The organism is Alteromonas lipotrueae (assembly GCF_019249215.1).
GTDB classification, from domain to species: Bacteria; Pseudomonadota; Gammaproteobacteria; order Enterobacterales; family Alteromonadaceae; genus Alteromonas; species Alteromonas lipotrueae.
This window is the reverse complement of sequence record NZ_JAESDI010000008.1, coordinates 84,305-105,029: the sequence shown is the minus strand read 5'-3', so window position 1 is coordinate 105,029 and position 20,725 is coordinate 84,305. Positions and strand designations below refer to the sequence as shown.

Here is a 20,725-nt window from a genome sequence, read left to right as displayed (position 1 = left end):
AATTGATAGACCTTCACAGTCATATATTACCTGGCATTGACGATGGTGCCAGAACCATGGCCATGTCGATTGACATGGCCAAACAAACACTTGAATGCGGCGTGAGGCATTTGGTTTGTACCCCACATATACACCCTGGTTTCTTCGATAATACGCCTGCTATTATTGAAAAAGCGTATAACGAACTTGTGTTAGCGCTTCAAGATGAAAAAATTCCCCTTACCTTATCGTACGCTGCCGAGCTTCGTGTGTCGGAGCATATTCCTATATGGATAAAGCAAAACGCGGTGCCTTTTTTAGGCCAGATTAACGGCAATAAAGTGATGCTGCTAGAGATGCCTCATAGCCATGTGCCATCGGGGCTAGAGCCGTTAATAAAATGGTTATTAAAAAACAACGTGCAGCCACTTATTGCACACCCTGAACGCAACCGAGAGCTACTGCGCGAGCAACACAAGTTCGACTGGTTGCAGCGCATAGGCTGCTGGTTTCAAGTGACTGCGGGGGCACTTACAGGCCGATTCGGTGAGCCCGTACAGAACTTTGCGTTAACCATGCTTGCCAACAAAAGCTTTCATGTAGTGGCGTCTGATACCCACGATACGGTTAGGCGACCTAACGATATGGGCGAAGCATTTGCTGTGGTATCGGCAGTAGACGCAGATTACGCCCAGCAAGTTTTCGTTACTACACCGGGTGAAATAGTAGGGGCAGGTAGTGGCGTTAGCTAGCGTGTATGAGCATCATCAATTAGCGATAAAACGCATTGTTCGTAGCGTGTTTTTCATTACTGCTGCGTGGGGCGTAGTGTGGAGTGCACAGTTTTTTGTATCGGGTAATTATTATTATCGGGTGAACAATCAATTAAATGCTTGGCAGAGTAATCCTGAACGCGTAACAGCTAGCAAAGTAAGCGATGCTATTACCAAAATAGATTCCGCTATTTCCATGTTCCCCAATAACGCACTTTATTATCAAATGCGTGGCCAGCTTTATGAATGGCAAGCGTTTACTGCAAATGGCACGGCTGATAGCAATAAAGCAAGCATGTTGAATCTTGCGGCGGCCAATTATCATCAAAGCTTATTGCTACGGCCGCTTTGGCCAGCAAGCTGGGTGGGCTTAGCGTCGGTTAAATGGAAGCGTAACGAAGTAGACGACACTTTCTATCAATATATGAATAAAGCCATTGAGGTAGGCCCACAAGACGCTATAGTCCATCAATTTATTGTAGAGTTTGGCTTAGCCAATTATGCAGCACGTTCGCCTGAATACATTAAGGTTATTCAGCTCTTAAAACATCATATGAATTTAGGGTTAATAAACCCCCATAGCAGGGAAGCTATAGTGCAAAGTATTGTGAACTATAACGCAGAAGAGCCTGCGTGCCGATGGATGCGCTTGGCCGCTTACCCGGTAAGAAAACGGATCCCCAACTGTATTACTTACAATAAATAGCTTAGTCGGCTAGGTGATTTTTACTTATTAAACCTTACCTTTAAGCCAATCCCACAAGCCTAGTGAAAAATTTTCAAATAAGTTAATACCCAGCCACGATTTTAGTATGTACAGCAGTACCATACCAACCAGCAATGAAAATAGAAGAAACAGAGTAAAACCGAAAGCTAACGTAAGTTGGCCAATTTTACTTTCTATACGGGAAGGATCGCGTTTATCTTTACCGCCTAACAGCACAAAATAAAAGCGGCTACGGCCAATACCTAGGGTGCCGCGTAAGTCTAACTTATGCTTGCCCCAACGCCTGCCTGCCAATGCGGTATTAATATGGGTAAGCTGTTCTTCACTAAACGAGTTGGCCACATGCTTGGGCATTCTTTCTAGCATATGCTTTACGTTGGGTTCTTCCTGAATGGGGTGATTAACTTTTAACACCACGACTGATTTTCCATAACTGAATCCATTAATAAATACTTAATTAAATCTCTAATTAGGCTTTTATTAAAAACCTTAATTTTACGATTTGTGCTTACGTGTTGTTGATTTTCGAACCCGAATTCGGTTACTCATTGCACCTAGTGCAAGTAGAGTAATAAAGATAGCAGCGTTAGCAGGCGCTTGTAAGGGAAAATCTACGCTTGTGTGCATTGCCATACCAATAATGGCCATAAAACACGCAAACGCGGCCCCGCGCGGAAGGGGATGGTGTCGCTGACGAAAAGCGTTGAAGGCATTAATGCCGCAAAACAGCACAAATATGCCCATTAGTAGTGCGCCAATAACGCCAAACTCAATACTAAACTGTAAGTATTCATTATGAGCATGGTCGTAAAAGTGCTGAATGCTCTCACTTTGAAACTGGGGGTAAACGGTATAAAAGGTACCGCCACCTGTGCCAATTAGTGGGTATTTTGCTAACAAAGGTAGTGTATCGGTAACCACTTCATCTCGGCTTTCATGGGTTAAGTCGGTTTGCTCAAGGCGCTCTTTCACTTCGTTTAGCCCAAATACGCTACTTACAATCATAATGTCGATAACTAGCATGCTAACAAATAAGGCAATGTAGCTTTTTTGTCTAGGCTTGAAGTACCATAATCCTAATGCCGCCGTTATGGTCATACTGACAAAAAATGCGGTGTTACCCATTCTTGAGCGAGACATTACCAGTGCAATCACCATAATAATAATGCCAATACGAAACAGCACTTTATTACCTAGCCAAAATTTAAGCCATTTTCTAAGTCGCTCTCGTTTTGTTAGCCCATCGTCATCACCTAAACTGGCAATGAGGTACCCTAACGCAGCACTTAACGTAAGCAGCAAGTAGTTTGCAAAATGGTTCTTGTATATGAAACTGCCGGTAGCAATGTGACTAACGGGTTGTTTGAACACTAGGCTGTACTCAATGCCCGATAGCACCTCAAGCGACCCATAAATAGCTTGAAATATACCGCTTGCGCTAATGCTAATTAGCACTAGCTTCAACCGAGATGTTGATCGTACTAAAGCTAAAACACTGAAAAAAAGCAGGCAGTAACAAAGGGATTTTAAAAATACTATTTGGCTTTGGCCTACATCAAAACTAAGGGGTAACCAACGAGCACCAGCCGATACGTTAGCGTATTCAGGTAAAAGTTTTTCGGGCCGAAGGCTGGCAACAAATGATGCGGGTAGGGGAATTAAATTAAGTAACTGCCAAGCAAGAAACAACACCCAAAGCAGAACGAAAAAGCGGTATTGACGCACTACCAGAGTTACGGCCCTGAAGTGAAAGGCTATTAAAGATGCACTTATACAGAATATAGACACTTGCATGAGTGCCCACGCCCAAGGACGGTTGGCACCTAAAGGAATAGGCAGCCAAAAAAGGGTAAATAAAAGAAAACCGAAAAGAAGCTTTTCGGTTTTTCTATTATTATTACTCAGCATTCACTATCGCCACTTCTTACTACCACTAACGATCACCAACACAGAGTTTTAGTTAATTTAACGTTCTAATTTGCTGAAACCGTGGTGTCGCCACCACCCGCACCGGCTGCACCAGTACCCACGCCTAGTGGTGATACGTCGTTGCCAGCAGCACCCGCCGCTGTAGCGGTAAGTGTTGAGGTATCAATGCCTGCATTAATGGCAGCTAATAGTGCATCTTCTGCGCTAACAACGCCGGTTTGTAATGCAACGTTATAGATTTCGTTGGCATTTTCTGGAAACATAATCATCGCAATGGTAACCACTTGTGATGCCTGTTCAGGTAGTGCCGCAAAGCCAGCAATGGCTAATTCAAACCCAGTAGCGTTATCTACAAGTAAACCCACCATGCTTTCGAACGAAGCTTGGTTAGTTTGTAAAAAAGGTAAACTTTCAGCCGGAATAGCAACACTGCCATTCGCGAGCACATCATTGCTAACGGTAACTGATGCTTCTTCAGCAGGTGTGCCGTTATCAATGGCAGTTAATAGTTGGTTTCTAATTTGCAAACCTGGAGCGCTACCTGCGCTGTCTTGCGCAATGGCCACTGGCGATATAGCAATAAGTACACTCATTACTAAAGAAAAAATAAATCTATTACGCATAATAGTTCCTACATCAAAAAATGGGTTTGCATACACAAGGCATTGTATACCAAATGAACGCGCGTTGTCTTAGCTTTTTAAGTGGAAAATTAGTTACCTAACCGCCAAGCTGTAGGTTTTGCAAAGTGAAAACCTTGCTGATAAACAACCTGCAGCTTGTTAAGCGCGCCGCTTTCAAGTTCGCTTTCAACCAATTCCGCAATAACCTTAATGTTTAACCCATTAGCAATACTTACCAAGCTGCTAACGAATAGCTGATTGTCTTTATCTTCGTGTATATCTTTGGTCAATTTGCCGGATATTTTTACAAAATCGGGCTGAATGGCCCTTAACCCACTTAATGATGCAAGATTGTCGCCAAAATGTTCAATAGTTATTGTGCACCCTGCTTTTTTCACCATGTCGCAAAATTTAAGGGTAGCTTCCCGGTAGTAAATAATGGCGGAGTCTTCAATTTCAAACGCCAATCTATCGCACAACGACTTGTGTTCAAGAAGATAACCTTTAAGCCATTGACAGAAGTCGGCATTCGCTATTGATGCGGTAGCAACGTTCACCGCTACCGTATGAGGTGAGGACATGAGTTTACTGACTACCAGCGACGTTACCAGCCTATCTACTTGGGGAATAAGGTGCAGCCGCTCTGAAGCAGGAATTAACTGCGACATGGGTATATCGGTATTGGTAGAAACGTCTTTAAAGCGTGCGAACCCTTCGTAATAACAGGGGGCATTATTTTCGGTACTAAAAATAGGCTGTATTAAAATGTCAGCATACTGTTGTAACAGAATGTTGTTCAGCCTTTCACGCCACTCGGTATTGCTATGAATGTAGGTTAGCTCCGAAGCAAACTGCCAACCTCTGTCTAGCTTAGTGGCGGCTAATAGGGCGCTATCTGCTTTTTCCATTACTTCACTAAAGCTATTTTCACTGGAATACTTAGCCGCGCCAATCCACGCTGTTTTATCGCCATCTTTAAGGAAGTCTATTTGGTTAATGTCTTGGGCTAGACTTTTTAGTCGTTTTTCGCACTCTTGCTGCGATACCGCTTCCATTAATAAAGCAAAGTCGGAACCCGACACCCTAAACAAGGTGACTTTATCGGGGAATTGTTTAATTGCACCTTTCAACACTTTTGACGCAGCACTAACATATTCATCGCCTTCAGCGCCGCCCAGCAAATTATTTACCCGTGCAAGCTGCGTTAACCTTATTAACACCACGTAACCTTGTTCTACCGTAGCAGCGCCACTTAATAGTGCATTCATGTGTCGATTAAAGGCATTTCTATTAGAAAGCCCCGTTAGGCTATCGCCATACGCAATGGCCTTAAATTGTTCAGCCCGTGCAGTAAGTTCTTTAAACATGCTTTCTACCGCTCTAGACAACTTATTAACGGCTAGCGTGATGAAAGAAAATTCTTTAGTAAAAGGCTGGTAGTCAATTTCAGAAAACTTTTGGTTTTGAATATCGCCTATTTTTTGCGTAACAATTTCCAAGGGCTTTGTAATTTGGCGAATAATAACCAGCAGCACCAAGTAGGCAATAATAAAGGCAATAAAAAACATTAATGCACTTTGGGTAATGCTATCCCATAGCTTTTCATTCGCAAGCCCTGGGTGGCTTTGCACGGTAAGTTGCCCTGCTATTGTCCAACCATCGTTAAGCTCGGTGCTTTTTACCGGTGGAGTAACGTGTACAGCTTCGGTAAACCATTTAGGTACCGTATCTATTTTATTCGGATTTTGCCGAAGAATAAGAGTATTCCCGCTGGCGTCTTTAACCGAAATAGTTTGGTAGTAGCCCCTGTCGAATATGGCGTTCACCATGGTTTCAGCCACCGCCTGACCATTTTCTTGTGCCAAATAAGGCGCCATGGCTAAGCCTAGCGATGTGGCAGTGTCTTGTGCGTGGGTAGCAAGTTGTTCATTCACGTATTCTTTGGTCATTTTTACGTTAATAAAAAAGGAACCGGCGAACACGGCCAGTAAAAAAATAAGCAAGCTAACGCTTAGTTGGGTAGATAATTTCATTGTTCTTGTGTATCTCCGAGCATTACGCTGTTTAAACGATCTATCATGTCGTCCCACATTTTCATGGGGCCGCTGCCTCTTAATTTTCTGCCTGTTCCCATAGACTTCGCAGCCCACAGACCGTCACCGTTAAAGCTATAAACAGGTGCAAGGTCGCGCCGTTGGTTTGCTGGCAGTATGCGACGGTTAATATTATCAAGCACTAAAGGAACAGAGGTAGGGCTTGGGTAATAGGCTAACACCATATGAGGTTGGTTTAACTCTAACGCGGTTACATACATAAGCCGAAGCTGCGATTTTGGAATACCAAGTTCTATTAACGAAAAGTATTTGGCGATTGAATAATCTTCACAGTCGCCAGCGCCCGTTGCAATAAACTCGATTGGCGTGGCCCAGTAATCCGGCTGGCGCCAGTGCTTTAGGTCATCTACAAAGTCGAATCGATTGAAAAAGCGATTCACTTGATAAAGTTTTTCATCAATATCGTCGTTCTCAATATTGCTTACTAGTTGTCGCCACTTTGCAACATCAGACGCACCGCGTTTACCAAATAGGGCTTCAACCCGGCTGTAAACCTCTTCAGTGAATATGTTTTTCTGCTGCGCGATAACCAAAGATGCCACACCGAAAAACAGCCCCGTTAAGGCAAAAATACAGGTTCGTCGGTAAGTTTTACGCGCGTAGCGGGTTGTCATGCCAGTTGAGCCTTAATGCACCATAATGAGACGAATTTATTAGAATAAATAGCTGTAAGAAAACGTTAACCACTTCATAGTATATTAAACATGTGGCAGTAAATTGATAGTGTCAAACTTATACAAAAGTTAAAAGTTATTTCAACAAGGTAAGGCAGGAAAATACATTAATGCCCACATTTGGCATGTTTCATGTATGGTTTTAGTGAGTAACCGCATTAACGGTTAAGTGCATAATAGTAACGTAAGCACATAGTAAGAAATAAGCGTGCACGCAAGATGCTTGCAACACGCATAGCTAAATTATTACCAATATACGTATTACAGGTGGTTCAGCAAACGTACTGGTGCCGTAATGTTGTAATTTTACTACAAAACCAAAATAGAGCTGTGCTAAACTTGGCACTAGCATTTAGTCTAAAGACAAGGAAGATGACGTTTCATGCTGAAAAGTAACCGCCCCGTGGTGTTTATCATTAATTCCCTTGAAGGCGGTGGTGCTGAACGGGTTATGGCAAAGTTGCTGGCTATAATGGAAACGTATTTTTCCGACGCTGGCGTACCTGTTCACCTTGTATTACTAGACACGCTTGAAGAAAGTCAGCAGTGCCCCCCTTATGTGACCAAAACAGTACTTACCAGTAATGGCAGCCTTAAAGCCGGTTATCAACAATTAAAGCCTTTGCTTGCTTCTTTAAACCCTCAAGTTTGTTTTAGTTTTTTAACGCGTAGTAATTTCTTAAATATAGCGATAGCAAAATCGTTAGGTTACTGCGCCATTATTAGCGAACGTGTAAATACTACTAGCCATTTATCGGGTGGTTTAAAAGATGGAATTAGCCGTTTTTTAGTTAAGCTTTTGTACAAGCGTGCCAATAACGTGGTGGCTGTGTCTGAAGGTGTAAAAGCCGATTTAATTGAAAACTATGCGGTGCCAGAGCCTAAAGTATCTTTATTATATAACCCTTACGATATTGCGCAGCTTCATGAACTAGCAAGTGAAGCGGTAACCGACATTCCTAAAGCGCCATACATTATTGGGGTAGGGCGGTTAGTTAAAAACAAAAACTTTTCACTGTTACTAAATGCTTATGCGAAAGCCGATATTGTTGAAGACTTAGTTATTTTGGGCGTGGGCGATGAAGAGGCCATGCTAAAAGCGCTAGCTAAAACACTTGGCATTGCAGATAGAGTGCATTTTTTAGGTTTTAAGCCAAACCCTTACCCCTATGTGGCCAAGGCAGAATATTTTGTTTCAACCAGTAATGCAGAAGGTTTCCCCAATGCCATTGTGGAAGCCATGTGTTTGAACAAGCCGGTAATTGCAACAAATTGCGAGTCGGGCCCAGCTGAAATTATTGCCGAACAATACCCGTACCAAGTTTCTGGTGCCAGCGAAGAAAAGAATGGCATACTGTGCGAGTTAAATAACGCCCAAGGTGTTGCTGATGCGTTGGTGTTATTCAAAGGTAGTGCTAACCGATCGCGATATGTTCAAAAAAGCCAAGCGTGCGCGCAGCAGTTTTCCTATGCCGCTTTTCACAAGCGCGTAAGTGCCATTTTAGAAAAAGAAGACTAACTAATTATGTTTGAAGCAATCAAACTACTGGTAGGGGTGGTTAGCCTAATAATGGTGTATAGAACCATTACCGGTAATTGCAATAAGTATTTAGCGTTTGCCATTTGCGCAATATGGTTGCGCTACTTCTTATCTGCATTTCATACTATTACCTACCCGCCACTAGTAGCTGGCTTTTCAATTAACGCATTGGGAAGTATAGGCGTAGCGGGTTTGGGCTTACTGCTTATTCCTACCGCTGTTTTTACCTTAAAGAAACTGTTTCCTTTTTATATTTTATTTACCGCCATTGCGGTAAGCGGTTTTGTGAATATGCAAATACCCGGCACCATTAATGTATTGGTAAAATGGTGTTATTTCTTGGTGTTAGCGGGGGCGTTGTTCCTATCTATCCGCAGCCAAGGGCAGAATGAAACGTTTAAAAAGTTGCTGGTTGCTTTTGTTATGCCGGTTACGCTTCAAATTTTGTCAATAGTATTTGGCCAAGCAAAGGCGGCAGAAGCTGATGGTTCGACTAGCTACATTGGTGGATACAACCACGAAGCGGCTTTTTCTATGATAATAGTGAGCTTTATATTTGTTGTAGGGCTTACAGAAAAAAACACGATTCGCTTTAGAACCAGCTTGTTTACATTGTCTATTATTCTTCTTGTATTAGTTAACTACCGAACCGCTATTCTTACTATATTGCCAATTGCCGCTGTATTTTATTTTACTTTGGTTGAGCAAAGGTTAAAGCCATCTCAGAAAGCGCCGGTATTAACTATTGTAATCATGTTTTTAGTTAGCGCTTTTATGTTGCTTTCTTTTACTATGCGAGAGCGCTTTGCGGACGTTGGATTATTAGTAAGTAATTTAGATATCATTTTTAAAGCACCAATTTATTTTAGCGAAGCAGAAAAAGACATTATGTCTGCCCGGGTGTTTATCTGGAGCCAATATATAGATGCATTTGCAAATGCAAATATGCTAAATCAGATGGTTGGGTTTGGGCCCGATTCTTGGAAAGGTGTATTTGCTAAATACGCACACAATACCTACGTTTCAAACCTGTATGAATATGGTGTTATAGGGTTCTCTGCCTTTATTTTCATGTGTTTATTTTGCTTGCAACAAGCATTCAAAATTGCCAATAAGGGGTTATCTAAAATAGTGGCCTTTTCAATTGTAGGCTTTCTAATCATGAATATGGCCACAATGCCATTGTGGAATATTGAAGGGCTAGTGTTCTTCGCCATATTGATAGGTGTGGTGTTTTCATCAGCATCGGCTAAAAAACCAATTTTTTCTAAAGTTCATGACAGAAAAGCAAATCATGAAGTTCGTGAGGTAATATGAAGATATGTGCAATAGGATTACGTGGAATACCTGATGTTATGGGTGGAATAGAGTCCCATTGTCAGCAGTTGTATCCTCGTATGGTTGAAAGTGGTGTAACGGTAACAGTAATTGCACGATCGCCTTATGTAAATCAAAAAAAGTATACTTATAAAGGCGTTAACGTAATAAGTGTATGGACGTTACAACATAAATTTTTAGAAACGTTTATGCATACTTTCTTCGCTATTTTATACGCTAGAATATTTGTGCATCCAGATGTTATTCATCTTCATGCTATTGGCCCTGCTTTGTTTACACCATTAGCAAGATTATTAGGAATGAAAGTAGTGGTTACTCACCACGGTGCCGATTATGACAGGCAAAAGTGGAATGGCCTGGCAAAGTTCATACTCAAAACTGGCGAAAAAATGGGTGTGCTTTTTTCCAACAAAATGTTTGTAGTGGGTAAAACACTTACCCAAAAACTAAAAACACAATTTCCGAAGCAAGCCGAAAAAATTAATTATGTGCCAAATGGAATGCTTCCGTCATTTACTGGGGCAATAGCGGCAAGTGCGCTTCCTAAAGAACTCTGTATATCTTCACAAGGTTATATTTTAACAGTAGGTAGATTAGTACCCGAGAAAGGCTTTCACGATCTTGTTGCTGCTTATAAGGCGTCAAGTAGCCATTTGAAATTGGTGATTGTGGGTAAAGCCGATCACCAAGATGAGTACGCCTCTTCTTTGGTGGAAGAGGCAAGCGAAAATATAATTTTCGCGGGGCGAAGATCGGGTGATGAACTAAAGGCGCTTTACAAACATGCGAAAGTATTCGTTCTGCCTTCATACCACGAGGGACTACCTATAGTGGCACTAGAAGCCATAAGTGCGGGTGCGCCAGTATTATTAAGTGATATTTTACCGAATAAAGATATTGAAGCCCCCGAAGACAGTTACTTTCCAGTTGGTGATACGTCAGCATTATCTGAAAAGATAACGAATTTAGATTCCCTGAATTTAGACTTAGATCAAAGTGCATTTTTGTATGAATTCAATTGGGACAGGATTGCGGAAAATACTATTTCACTACTAAAAATAATTGGCAAAGAAGGTGATACCCAGTGAGTTTAAAAATCTCAGTAGTAATAACCACCTACAATCGCCCTGATTGCTTATTAGAAGCCCTAGAGGGGGTTAAAAACCAGATTTGTTCGCCGCATGAAATAATTATTATTGACGACAATTCAAGCTGTTCGTACGACAGTGTTATGCCAGCTATTAACTCGCTTAATGCTAAATATTGTAGACAAAATGTTTCTTGTGGCGCGAATAAAGCGAGGAATTTAGGCGTTGAGTATGCCTGTGGTGACGTGGTTGCCTTCCTTGATGATGATGATATTTGGCTACCTGAATACCTAACTATCTTAAGTGAGCAGTTTCGAGCTGGCGCAGATGCTTGTGTTTCTGGTTTTAAGCAACTGGGTAAAGAGGACGTCGTTGTAGTTAACAAAGATACTTCAGTTACCAAATCCTCACTACTGAGAGGTAACACATATTGCGGAATGAGCGGCTTTAGCGCCAAGCGTGAGTTGCTTCTAAAAAACACCTTTGATGAATCGTTGAATAATGGACAAGATTGGGACATGTACGTTCGACTGTTCCAACTAGGAGTGACATTTGTAAATGTGCCTAACCCCATTTTCTTGTATAGATTTCAAAATGAAGATGGTATTGGTGCAAAAGTACGCAAAATGAAACCTGAACAAATCGATAAACGATTAGGATCTGCGTATAAACATAAAGAATTTTTAGGCGAATATTGGTTCAAGAAAAGAGTATCGGAGCAATTTCTTTTTTCTTTGAAACACAAAAATAACAAGCCTTCTTGGATAATATATTCGATTAAAAAGGCAGGGTTAATCGCAACGGGAATGTTTTTTGTTAGAGCGTTTAATAGAAAGTTAACAAAACGACCGATGTCTATCTAACGTTTTAATCACCTCATTTAAAAATCTAAAGTTAACAATAGGATAGTATATGAAAGCAATTATTGAAGGTGGAAAAACTCCACAAGGAACGATAAACGTAAGCGGAGCAAAAAATTCAGCTACTCGTCTTCTTGCTGCTGCGTGTATTTCGGATGGGGAAGTAATACTTCAAAATTTTCCAACACAATTAGTGGATGCGCAGCACAAAATCAGATTTCTTCAAAATATTGGTGCTGAAATCATTGTGGATGACGAAGCTGAAACGCTACGCATTAACAGTAAGGGAATAACATCTACAGAGCTCGACGTTTATGATTATCCAATTCGTACGACTTATCTTCTTGCGGCTGCTCAAATAAAGCGATCTGGAAGTGCGAAAATTCCTTACCCCGGAGGTTGTAAAATTGGTAGTCGTGGATACGACCTTCATATTATGGTTTGGGAGTCATTGGGCTGTAAAGTGACAGAAGAGCCTGACTTCATACATATAGAGGGAAAGAGTTTTATTGGCGGTCAAATAAAGTTCCCAATTTCAACTGTAGGTGGCACCGAAAACGCCCTTATATGTGCGAGTATGGCTGTAGGTAAAACAGAAATCATTAATGCTTACATCACGCCAGAAATTGAAGACCTTATTGATTTCCTTCGTAGAATGGGAAGCGTGATTGAAGTAAACGGCAGTAGTAATATTATTGTAGAGGGTGTCGACTATTTAAAAGGCACTATAAAAAGTGTGATGTATGACAGAATCGAGGCATTAACTTGGTTAGTATATGGCGTTCTTTCAAAAGGTACTCTTTTAATTAATAACGTTCCATTTGACTCTATGGAAGTTCCGCTTCTACATTTGAAAAAAATGGGTATCGATTTTTTAAGTAATTCCAATAGCATTTACTTTTCACCAGATTGTATTAAAAATGGTCAAGTCGAATCTTTCGAATTAGCTTGTGGTGCCCATCCTGGCATTATTTCCGATATGCAGTCTTTCTATACCCTTTTAGGAATAGTCGCTCAAGGCGACTCACGAATATTCGACTATAGATATCCAAAGCGCATAGCATATGCAGATGAACTTCAAAAACTAATTGACGTGCCAGTGGTTGAAACTGAAGAAGGTAAGATCACTACGCGTGGGCCTGGTGCTTTTATACCGGGAGAAGTAACGTCTACTGATTTACGTGGAAGTATGGCGCTAGTTATGGCTGCTTTATGTGCAGAAGGAAAGTCAGTAGTTAACGACGTAGAAATGGCACTTCGTGGCTACAACAATCTCGAAGGTAAACTTGCACAACTTGGCATTCATATAGAAATACAAAAGTAGGATAATCGTATGGAACTCCATTTGCCGTTTGAGTTGCAACAGCAACTAAACGCCAAATTCAAGGACGAGGTAGAGTACCTCGTCCCACTGAATAAACTAAGCTACTGGAAGATTGGAGGTTTAGCTCAATGTGTCATTACGCCTCGTTCTCTTGAGGGTTTACAAGAGGCATTAGCAATCACCAGTACATTCGAAGATGTTCCACGGTTGGTAATTGGTGACTGTTCAAATCTTCTTTTTGACGATGACGGTTTTAATGGGATTCTTATAAAAATTGGCAATGGGCTAAGCAAGATTTCTATTAGTGAAAATAGAATTTACTGTGAGGCAGGCGCATGGGTTCCCGAAGTAGCTTACCATTCATATCGACATGGTTTGAGTGGCATAGAGCACATCTGTGGTATACCTGGGCGTATCGGTGGCTTGGTTTACATGAACGGTGGTAGCCAGCGAAGAGGAATCTTAGAGAACGTTGAAAGTGTAATTGTGATGTCACTCCAAGGGGAGTCACGTACTATCAATGCAGATGAAATTGAACATTCTTACCGTGAGTCTCCTTTTCAGGGCGAACCAGTAATTATTGCTGCGGTGACCCTAAAGTTAGAAACAAAAGAACGTTCTTTAGTGCGCAATGAGATGCGAAAAATATTATCGAGTCGTAGAAAAAAATTTCCCCGTAAACTTCCAAACTGTGGCTCTGTCTTCCTGTCTAACCCTGCTATGTACGACGTTGTTGGACCTCCAGGGTTTGCTATAGAGAAAGCGGGTTTAAAAGGTGTTAGGAAAGGTAATGCTCAGCTATCTCCCTTGCATGCAAATTTCATTGTCAATCTTGGGGGCGCGTCAAGTAAAGATGTTCTTTACCTAATAGCACTAGCCAGAAATACTGTAAAAGAAAAGACCGGGTTCAGTATGGACTGTGAGGTCAGATATATCCGCCCAAACGGAGAGATGACGCAAGCACATACATATACTGATGGCTTGGAATTGTAATATAAAGTTAACAATCTGAGTTTTTATTCCAATCATGAAGCTAACATGTATATCTGAAATAAACATGATGTAGTTTACGGGTGTATTGTTATCCCAAATATATTGTAGAGATGTACCTCGAAAAGGATTGTTATATCATGGAAAACCAAAAAATTAGTGTGCTTTATTTTCTTAATCGCTTTCCACTGCCTTCGGAAACATTTGTAATTGATCAAATTTGTGGCTTGATGGATAGAGGAATAGAAATAAGCATTATTTCGCTAATTAAAGGCGATTACGAAAATATGCATGAGAAAGTTGTTGAGTACGGATTGGACAAAAAGACAGTATATTTGTCTGAGCAAACAAACTCTAAGTTAGCCAGCCGAATTTCCTCTTTAGGTACATCAATATTTAATCCAAAAATTATTGGGTTATTTAATATTTTCAAGTATGGAAGTGTCTCAAAAAACTTACTTCTCCCTCTAGTTGAAAAGAAGAAAGAACGCAAAAACTATGATTTTATCATTGCTCATTTTGGAACAGCTGGCGTTACAGCGATGAAAATGACTGATGCTAACGTTCTACAAGGGAAGTTGATTCCTGTTTTTCACGGTGCTGATATATCTAAAAAGAAAAACTTAGAAAAATACGAAGCTGATTATAAAGAGTTATTTAAAAAGTCTTTTGCGTTATTCCCAATTAGTAACTTATGGAAAAATAAGCTGATTGAACTAGGTGCTGATAGTAATAAAATATTAGTCAATAGAATGGGCATTGATGTAGCCAAATTCAACTTCAAAGATTCCAAAGTAGGAGCTGGGGGAAAATTCAGAATAGTATCTGTAGCTAGAATGGTCGAGAAGAAGGGGATTGATGACGCTATTCAAGCAATGAGTTTACTTAAGAAGAATACTGACACTCCATTCACATATGATTTGGTTGGTGGAGGTCCATTATTAGAAACATTAAAACAACAAGCTAAAAATTTGGGGCTCACAGATGTAATAAATTTTCACGGAGTTCAAACACACTCCGGTGTTAAAAAACTTCTAAGTGAAGCAGATGTATTCTTGTTGCCTTCGAAAGTTGCGAGTGATGGTGATATGGAAGGAATTCCGGTTTCACTTATGGAGTCAATGTCCTGTGGGATCGTAACCCTCTCAACGCTTCATAGCGGAATTCCCGAATTAATAGAGCACGAACTTGAAGGCTTTCTTGTCCCCGAAAGCTCACCAATAGCTATATCTAACCAACTAAGTAGAATTATGGAAGGTGAGTACAATTTATCAAACATTAGGATGCACGCATTAGCAAAAGTGCAAGGCGAATTTAATCAGAAGAACGCTTACGACCAAATGTGTAATTTTTTACACGAGAACCTAAATCTTTTAAAGCCTTCAATTGCCAAGAACAAATAAAGTGAGCTTACAAAATTAATGAAAAAAAAAAGTTCGGTTCTAAATTCGTCTTCATGGACTCTTGGCGTCAAATTTATTGAGCGTGGTGTATCATTAATTATATACATCATGCTTGCTCGCTTTTTGAGCATAGAGGAGTTTGGTGTAGTAGCATTTGCAATGCTTTTTCTAGAATTTATCACTGTGATTATAAGTAGCGGTGTAAAAGACTTTATCCTAACTAGAAAAGAAGTTAATAAAATATTCATTGATACGTGTACTTTCTCCGTAGTGACAGTATCGATTTTGGTTTCAATATTATTTTATTTAGTAATGGATTTGTTCTTTATCGACAAGTCAGAACTAATGCAAGATGTGTTCAAAGTACTCCTCCTATTACCCGCTATTTCTTCATTCAACATAGTACAAACAGCTTTACTTCAAAGAAATTTTAACTTTAAAAGCTTATCACTCAGAAACCTTTTCTCAACATTAGTTGCTGGGGTTATAAGTGTATATTGTGCTTTTGATGGTTATGGAGCATGGGCTTTAGTAATCAATCAGTACAGTAAAGTAATTGTGGATACTATAATTCTACAAGTCATAGTTAAGTATAAACCAGGTCTTTCATTTTCTTATACATATTTTAAAGAGTGCTACCGGTTCTCGATTCCTCTCTTAGTGTCAGAAGTAATGAATTTTTGGTCAACGAGAATGATGGATTTATTTGTAAGTATCATACATGGGGTTGGTAGCTTAGCTGTTCTCAATATTTCCCGTAAATTTACAAGATTAGTTCAACAATTATCATTAACTTCACTTAGGCCTGTAGTTCTAAGTTATGCAACAAAGTCTGAAGATAAAAGTGAAGCTTTTGCCAAATTTATTTCTTATATTACTTTTGTAGTTGCTCCCATATTGATTGCCATAGGGGTTTATGCGGAGTTTTACGTAACCCCAATTTTTGGTGAGCAATGGGAACCTGCTATTGTAATTATTGAAATTCTTTCTTTTACTGCGGTCGCGCAATGCTTGTCATGGTATTTCGGGCTGGTTTTAATTACTCAAGGTAAAAATGTACTTTTATTTAAGTTAAACGTTGTATTTACATCGATATTTTTTCTGGCAGGTTTGTTCAGTTATAAGTTGCAATTTACTGAGTATATTATCGTTCAGACTTTTGTTATAAATATGGTTTCAATTTATAAGTTTTATTTTTTAATAAAAAATAAATATATGGGTTATCACGACTTTAAATCGTATATTGTTCCTTCAGTTATTTCCTGTCTCATTTTCGTGTTTACCTCACTGGTCTTCAGAAGTTTTTTAAATTCAGATTTTTTTGATTCACCTTGGGTGAAGCTTTCATTAACGATGTTATTCTCTATCTTTAGTTTCTTAATTTCATTTTTCATTACAATGCTCTTTTTTAGTGTTTTTAGTAAGGATATTAAAGAAGCTTTTTTCAGGGTCACTTCGAAGAGCAGGAAAGGTAAAGCATAATGCTTTCAATCTATAATAAGTTTAAGGTGATAAACCATGAATGAAATAAAAGTTTCAATATGTGTAGCTTACTACAATAGAAGCGAATATGTGAAAGAGTGCATTCAGTCGCTACTTGATCAAGACTATGATTCATTTGAAGTAATTGTAGTGAACGATGGTAGTTCAGACCCATTAACAGGTGCTTATTTAGATGACTTCGATGATGAACGCTTAAAAGTCATTCATCAAAAGAACACTGGGTTTGTTGGTGCGATTAGAGCAGCCATAGATGCTTCCCAAGGTACTTATATAGCTATTCAAGGAGCAGGCGATGTCTCATTGCCTTCTCGCATAAAGAAACAGGTAGAAGTACTGGATAATAAACCTCAAGTCGGGATTGTTAGCTGCCTTTTTGAGAATGTCGTTTTCGGAGGCAAAAATGATGGTGCTAGGAAAAAGAGAGGCTACAACAATAGTCATATTTCTGCTAATGACTTTCTGGCTGGGTCAAATCCCCTAGGGCACGGTGAGGTAATGTTTCGTCGAAGTCTTTATGATCAAGTCGGTGGGTACAGACCATATTTCAAATTTTCTCAGGACCTTGATTTATGGTTATTGATGATAGACCACTGTGAAGTCGAAATTATTCAGGAGTACCTGTACGAAAGACGTATGTTCATGAAAGATGGAGTGTCGACGGATGGAGCTAAACAATTTCTTCAAAAATATTTGGCGGAATTTGCTAGACAGTGTTACCAAGATCGAAAGCTTTACGGGAAAGACTTGATCGACTTATATGGCCACCATGGCGGCCTTTTCATGTACCCTAATAAAAATATTTCAAATATGATTGCATCAAAAATTATCAATGGCCAAAATAGTGGCAACAACAAAAATAACGATTTTTACCGTCGGTTTTCCACCTATCAACCATTAACTATGAAGTCTATAATCTCAAAAATAATATTGAGTATAGAGAAGGTTCCTATCTTGTCTCGTTGGACATCGAAGATAATAGCAAAACTTAAGCAATAGAAAAATATTTATACATAGTTATCTATTAATTGTTAGACCAGTTTTGGTTTTTAAGTAAAAGCTAAATTTAATTATATTGAGAGAAATGTTTTGAATTTCAGAAAAGATATCAATGGGTTAAGGGCAATCGCTGTTGTTGCGGTAGTCTTATTCCATTTTCTTCCTGGGTGGCTTCCTGGAGGGTTTGCAGGGGTAGATGTTTTTTTTGTGATATCCGGCTATTTAATGACAGGAATAATTTTCAAAGGTCTGGAAAATAACAATTTTTCAGTTTTGAATTTTTACATCTCAAGAGCAAACAGAATTATTCCACCATTAGCCATCCTATGTGTTGCCCTGTCCATTTTTGGCTGGTATTACCTAACACCGTTAGACTACGAGCCTCTTGGGAAACACATTGCTAGTAGTATTGGTTTTATTTCTAACTATATTTATTGGCGGGAATCTGGCTATTTTGACGTAAACTCACATGAAAAATGGCTATTGCATACATGGTCTCTCTCAGTAGAGTGGCAGTTTTATTTAGTTTATCCACTGGTTCTAATAGCCCTAAAAAGGTTTTTTTCATTTGAAATTATAAAGATTGCAATAATTCTCATAACACTAACTACCTTTATAACAAATATCTTCTTTACATATAAATGGCCTGATGCTTCATATTTTTTATTACATACTAGAGCTTGGGAAATGATGGCAGGGGGCATTGCCTTCTTATGCCCCTTAACCATAAGCGAAAAAAGAAAAAAAATACTTGAATTTATAGGTTTAATGTTAATCGTATATTCTTATCTATTTGTCACTGAAAAAAACCCTTGGCCAGGATACTTTGCGTTATTGCCAGTGGCGGGTGCCATACTAATAATTCTCTCACAGCGAGAAGATAGCTTATTAACAAATAATTATTTATCACAGAAATTAGGGTTGTGGTCTTACTCCATATATCTATGGCATTGGCCACTTGTAGTTTTAGTGTATTATTTCTCACTTAGTATTATTTATACATATATTGGGATTATATTATCTATAACACTTGGTTACTTGAGTTATAGATATATTGAGACTATCAAATTTGATAGAAACTATAATAGTCTACTAGCGTTGGTAAAATTGAAGCCATTGCTCATGTTTTTTTTCGTAGCATTCGTGGGTTCTATGATTTACGTTCAAAATGGATTCTACAGTCTTTCGCCTGCCGCATATCAAGCAATACATAGCAACGCAAAACCAAGCCCATTTCGAGAAACTTGTCATATTGCTTCTTATAAAGAACCATCGACTTCCTGTGAATATTACGGAAGGGAAATAAACTGGGCAGTTCTTGGTGACAGCCACGCTGTCGAGATTGCATATTCACTAGCTGAAAAGCTGAAACTAAGTGATGTTGGACTTAGACACTTTAGTTTTTCAAGTTGCGAACCCTCATATAATCAGAATAAAGATTATAGTGAATGTGCAAGGTGGTATAACGAAAGCGTCAAGCAAATTTTAATGGATAAAAATATTGAAAATGTAGTTTTAAACCATAGGCATACATTTTATCTTTTTGGGGGAGATGCTAGTGCCTATCCTCAGGCCTTCAGCTCAAATGAAAATGAAGGTGCGGCTCAATTAATTAAAAATTTGGATCGATTAATAATAGACCTTGCGTACCATAAAAAGCATGTTTATGTTTTTTATCCGATACCTGAGCTACCAAGAAGTATTTCGCAGTTAGCCGGTTTAGCTCTTTTAGATAAGAAAGGCTTTGATGCAATAGTAGGGACTGATAAGCATTGGTATCTAGAACGTAATCAGTTTGTTGTTAACCATTTTGACAATTCTAATTACCCTAAAAATGTTCATTTAGTCAAAAGCCAAGATGTTTTTTGTGACAACGAATTTTGTTATGCGGTTAAAGGTGGTGTACCTCTTTACTTCGACGACGACCATCCTTCTGTTTTAGGTGCAAAAATGTTGGTTGAGGCAATGAATATACAATGACTTTGGAGTTTCTTACCAGATTTATAGCAAACTAAATGGTGTCAATAAATTTTACAATTGAAGTTGTTGCTGAGTATGAATACTACGTATTTTTATTTTTAGCTAATAAAAACAGTGTCTTATGAATTTGGTCTGGTATTTGCATTGAAAGGTGAGTGGTTTGACATATTGAGTATTAGTCAATTTTAAGGAATTGGTATGAAGTTTTTAAAAGGTGTTATCATTTCGGCTATTTCTGCGTTATCGCTCAACGCTCAAGCAGCCTTTATTGATTTTAATGATTATGTTGTATCCGGTTTCTCGAATCAACAAGTGTCAGGTAGTCCAACGGTTAGTTCTGATGGCAGAGAGTTAAGTCTAGATGGAAATCTATGGGTTTATATCAATGGTGTTTTCGAGATAACCAGTGATACCGTTTTATATTTTACTGTTGAAGCGACTGGTGTAGAAGCGGAATGGTATGGATTTGGTTTAGACAATGACAACGTAGTTACTGCAAGTACGTTACTTCAGTTAGGCGGTCCAACTATATCAAGAGTAACAGATCTAGATGTTTATCAATTTGGTGATGGTGCTGTTGATTTAGCGATTAACATTGGTTCTTACATTACCGGAACGTTCAGCCAGTTCGTTTTTGTTTTGGATGCAGACAGTATGAGTGGAACTTCACTTACCTTTACAGATGTAGAGTTGTGTTCTACCGGTGACTTATGTCAGTCAACGTCTTCTGTTCCTTCTAGTCCAACTGCAGTAAGTGCTCCGGCAGCGGGGAGTCTACTTCTTCTATCTTTGGTTCTTTTAGTTAGCCGAAGAAAAATCTAGTGTTTGTTCCGCTACATCGGCGGTTTTCCATTTAGATCTCTTAAATGCCTGATTATTTAATC

Annotated in this window: 18 protein-coding genes; 13 read left to right on the top strand and 5 right to left on the bottom strand. The window is 39.3% G+C overall.

The genetic code is table 11. From position 1 onward, the window contains the following. Window positions 1-2: 2 nt before the first annotated feature. Window positions 3-731, top strand: a complete 729-nt coding sequence (locus tag JKP82_RS10985; RefSeq protein WP_218397045.1) for a tyrosine-protein phosphatase — start codon at window positions 3-5, stop codon at window positions 729-731. Beyond that, window positions 718-1,458 carry a VpsP family polysaccharide biosynthesis protein gene (locus tag JKP82_RS10980; protein WP_218397044.1) on the top strand — a complete coding sequence of 247 codons (741 nt, stop codon included), beginning with the start codon at window positions 718-720 and terminating at the stop codon, window positions 1,456-1,458. The genes JKP82_RS10985 and JKP82_RS10980 overlap by 14 nt, the downstream gene beginning before the upstream one ends. A 27-nt stretch (window positions 1,459-1,485) precedes the next feature. Here the strand turns inward: JKP82_RS10980 and JKP82_RS10975 are convergent, their stop codons facing one another. The 5 genes from JKP82_RS10975 to JKP82_RS10955 form a co-directional block, all read right to left on the bottom strand. After that, complete coding sequence (locus JKP82_RS10975) at window positions 1,486-1,896, bottom strand: 3-phosphoshikimate 1-carboxyvinyltransferase (protein ID WP_218397042.1); 411 nt, start codon at window positions 1,894-1,896, stop codon at window positions 1,486-1,488. Window positions 1,897-1,974: 78 nt separating this feature from the next. Beyond that, window positions 1,975-3,387: an O-antigen ligase family protein gene (locus tag JKP82_RS10970; RefSeq protein WP_218397041.1), complete on the bottom strand. Its 1,413-nt coding sequence runs from the start codon at window positions 3,385-3,387 to the stop codon at window positions 1,975-1,977. A gap of 65 nt (window positions 3,388-3,452) precedes the next feature. Then, entirely contained in the window at window positions 3,453-4,031 is a 579-nt protein-coding gene (locus JKP82_RS10965; protein ID WP_218397039.1) for a hypothetical protein, read from the bottom strand. 89 nt (window positions 4,032-4,120) lie between these two features. Next, window positions 4,121-6,064, bottom strand: coding sequence for a bifunctional diguanylate cyclase/phosphodiesterase (locus JKP82_RS10960; protein ID WP_159531013.1), 1,944 nt, complete (start codon window positions 6,062-6,064; stop codon window positions 4,121-4,123). Next, window positions 6,061-6,759, bottom strand: coding sequence for a transglutaminase-like cysteine peptidase (locus JKP82_RS10955; protein ID WP_159531011.1), 699 nt, complete (start codon window positions 6,757-6,759; stop codon window positions 6,061-6,063). The genes JKP82_RS10960 and JKP82_RS10955 overlap by 4 nt, the downstream gene beginning before the upstream one ends. Window positions 6,760-7,201: 442 nt before the next feature. On the opposite strand from JKP82_RS10955, the gene JKP82_RS10950 reads away from it, so the two are divergent. From JKP82_RS10950 to JKP82_RS10900, 11 genes are all read left to right on the top strand, one after another. After that, entirely contained in the window at window positions 7,202-8,338 is a 1,137-nt protein-coding gene (locus JKP82_RS10950; protein ID WP_218397037.1) for a glycosyltransferase, read from the top strand. Between the two features lie 6 nt (window positions 8,339-8,344). After that, window positions 8,345-9,676, top strand: a complete 1,332-nt coding sequence (locus tag JKP82_RS10945; protein ID WP_218397035.1) for an O-antigen ligase family protein — start codon at window positions 8,345-8,347, stop codon at window positions 9,674-9,676. After that, window positions 9,673-10,785 (top strand): glycosyltransferase family 4 protein, encoded by a 1,113-nt coding sequence (locus tag JKP82_RS10940; RefSeq protein ID WP_159531005.1) that lies wholly within the window; start codon window positions 9,673-9,675, stop codon window positions 10,783-10,785. Before JKP82_RS10945 ends, JKP82_RS10940 begins: the two co-directional genes overlap by 4 nt. After that, window positions 10,782-11,648, top strand: coding sequence for a glycosyltransferase family 2 protein (locus JKP82_RS10935; protein WP_159531004.1), 867 nt, complete (start codon window positions 10,782-10,784; stop codon window positions 11,646-11,648). Before JKP82_RS10940 ends, JKP82_RS10935 begins: the two co-directional genes overlap by 4 nt. Before the next feature lie 49 nt (window positions 11,649-11,697). Continuing rightward, the gene (locus JKP82_RS10930; protein ID WP_159531002.1) at window positions 11,698-12,969 is read left to right on the top strand and encodes a UDP-N-acetylglucosamine 1-carboxyvinyltransferase; all 1,272 of its coding nucleotides are present in this window, start codon (window positions 11,698-11,700) and stop codon (window positions 12,967-12,969) included. Between the two features lie 9 nt (window positions 12,970-12,978). Then, entirely contained in the window at window positions 12,979-13,962 is a 984-nt protein-coding gene (gene murB / locus JKP82_RS10925) for a UDP-N-acetylmuramate dehydrogenase (RefSeq protein ID WP_159531001.1), read from the top strand. A 137-nt stretch (window positions 13,963-14,099) separates the two neighbouring features. Further along, entirely contained in the window at window positions 14,100-15,362 is a 1,263-nt protein-coding gene (locus JKP82_RS10920; protein WP_218397034.1) for a glycosyltransferase, read from the top strand. A gap of 18 nt (window positions 15,363-15,380) precedes the next feature. After that, window positions 15,381-16,844, top strand: a complete 1,464-nt coding sequence (locus JKP82_RS10915) for an oligosaccharide flippase family protein (RefSeq protein ID WP_218397032.1) — start codon at window positions 15,381-15,383, stop codon at window positions 16,842-16,844. Between the two features lie 36 nt (window positions 16,845-16,880). Then, complete coding sequence (locus JKP82_RS10910; protein ID WP_218397031.1) at window positions 16,881-17,861, top strand: glycosyltransferase family 2 protein; 981 nt, start codon at window positions 16,881-16,883, stop codon at window positions 17,859-17,861. A 90-nt stretch (window positions 17,862-17,951) separates the two neighbouring features. Then, complete coding sequence (locus JKP82_RS10905; RefSeq protein ID WP_218397029.1) at window positions 17,952-19,841, top strand: acyltransferase family protein; 1,890 nt, start codon at window positions 17,952-17,954, stop codon at window positions 19,839-19,841. 198 nt (window positions 19,842-20,039) lie between these two features. After that, window positions 20,040-20,663: a hypothetical protein gene (locus tag JKP82_RS10900; protein ID WP_218397028.1), complete on the top strand. Its 624-nt coding sequence runs from the start codon at window positions 20,040-20,042 to the stop codon at window positions 20,661-20,663. The last annotated feature ends 62 nt before the right edge of the window (window positions 20,664-20,725 follow it).

What these genes read in the sequence shown, in the direction of transcription:
- JKP82_RS10960 (WP_159531013.1), bottom strand. Translation starts at nt 6,064, where the DNA reads ATGAAATTATCTACCCAACTAAGCGTTAGCTTGCTTATTTTTTTACTG.
- JKP82_RS10900 (WP_218397028.1), top strand. Translation starts at nt 20,040, where the DNA reads ATGAAGTTTTTAAAAGGTGTTATCATTTCGGCTATTTCTGCGTTATCG.
- JKP82_RS10910 (WP_218397031.1), top strand. Translation starts at nt 16,881, where the DNA reads ATGAATGAAATAAAAGTTTCAATATGTGTAGCTTACTACAATAGAAGC.
- JKP82_RS10920 (WP_218397034.1), top strand. Translation starts at nt 14,100, where the DNA reads ATGGAAAACCAAAAAATTAGTGTGCTTTATTTTCTTAATCGCTTTCCA.
- JKP82_RS10940 (WP_159531005.1), top strand. Translation starts at nt 9,673, where the DNA reads ATGAAGATATGTGCAATAGGATTACGTGGAATACCTGATGTTATGGGT.
- murB (WP_159531001.1), top strand. Translation starts at nt 12,979, where the DNA reads ATGGAACTCCATTTGCCGTTTGAGTTGCAACAGCAACTAAACGCCAAA.
- JKP82_RS10970 (WP_218397041.1), bottom strand. Translation starts at nt 3,387, where the DNA reads ATGCTGAGTAATAATAATAGAAAAACCGAAAAGCTTCTTTTCGGTTTT.
- JKP82_RS10945 (WP_218397035.1), top strand. Translation starts at nt 8,345, where the DNA reads ATGTTTGAAGCAATCAAACTACTGGTAGGGGTGGTTAGCCTAATAATG.
- JKP82_RS10915 (WP_218397032.1), top strand. Translation starts at nt 15,381, where the DNA reads ATGAAAAAAAAAAGTTCGGTTCTAAATTCGTCTTCATGGACTCTTGGC.
- JKP82_RS10930 (WP_159531002.1), top strand. Translation starts at nt 11,698, where the DNA reads ATGAAAGCAATTATTGAAGGTGGAAAAACTCCACAAGGAACGATAAAC.
- JKP82_RS10965 (WP_218397039.1), bottom strand. Translation starts at nt 4,031, where the DNA reads ATGCGTAATAGATTTATTTTTTCTTTAGTAATGAGTGTACTTATTGCT.
- JKP82_RS10955 (WP_159531011.1), bottom strand. Translation starts at nt 6,759, where the DNA reads ATGACAACCCGCTACGCGCGTAAAACTTACCGACGAACCTGTATTTTT.
- JKP82_RS10950 (WP_218397037.1), top strand. Translation starts at nt 7,202, where the DNA reads ATGCTGAAAAGTAACCGCCCCGTGGTGTTTATCATTAATTCCCTTGAA.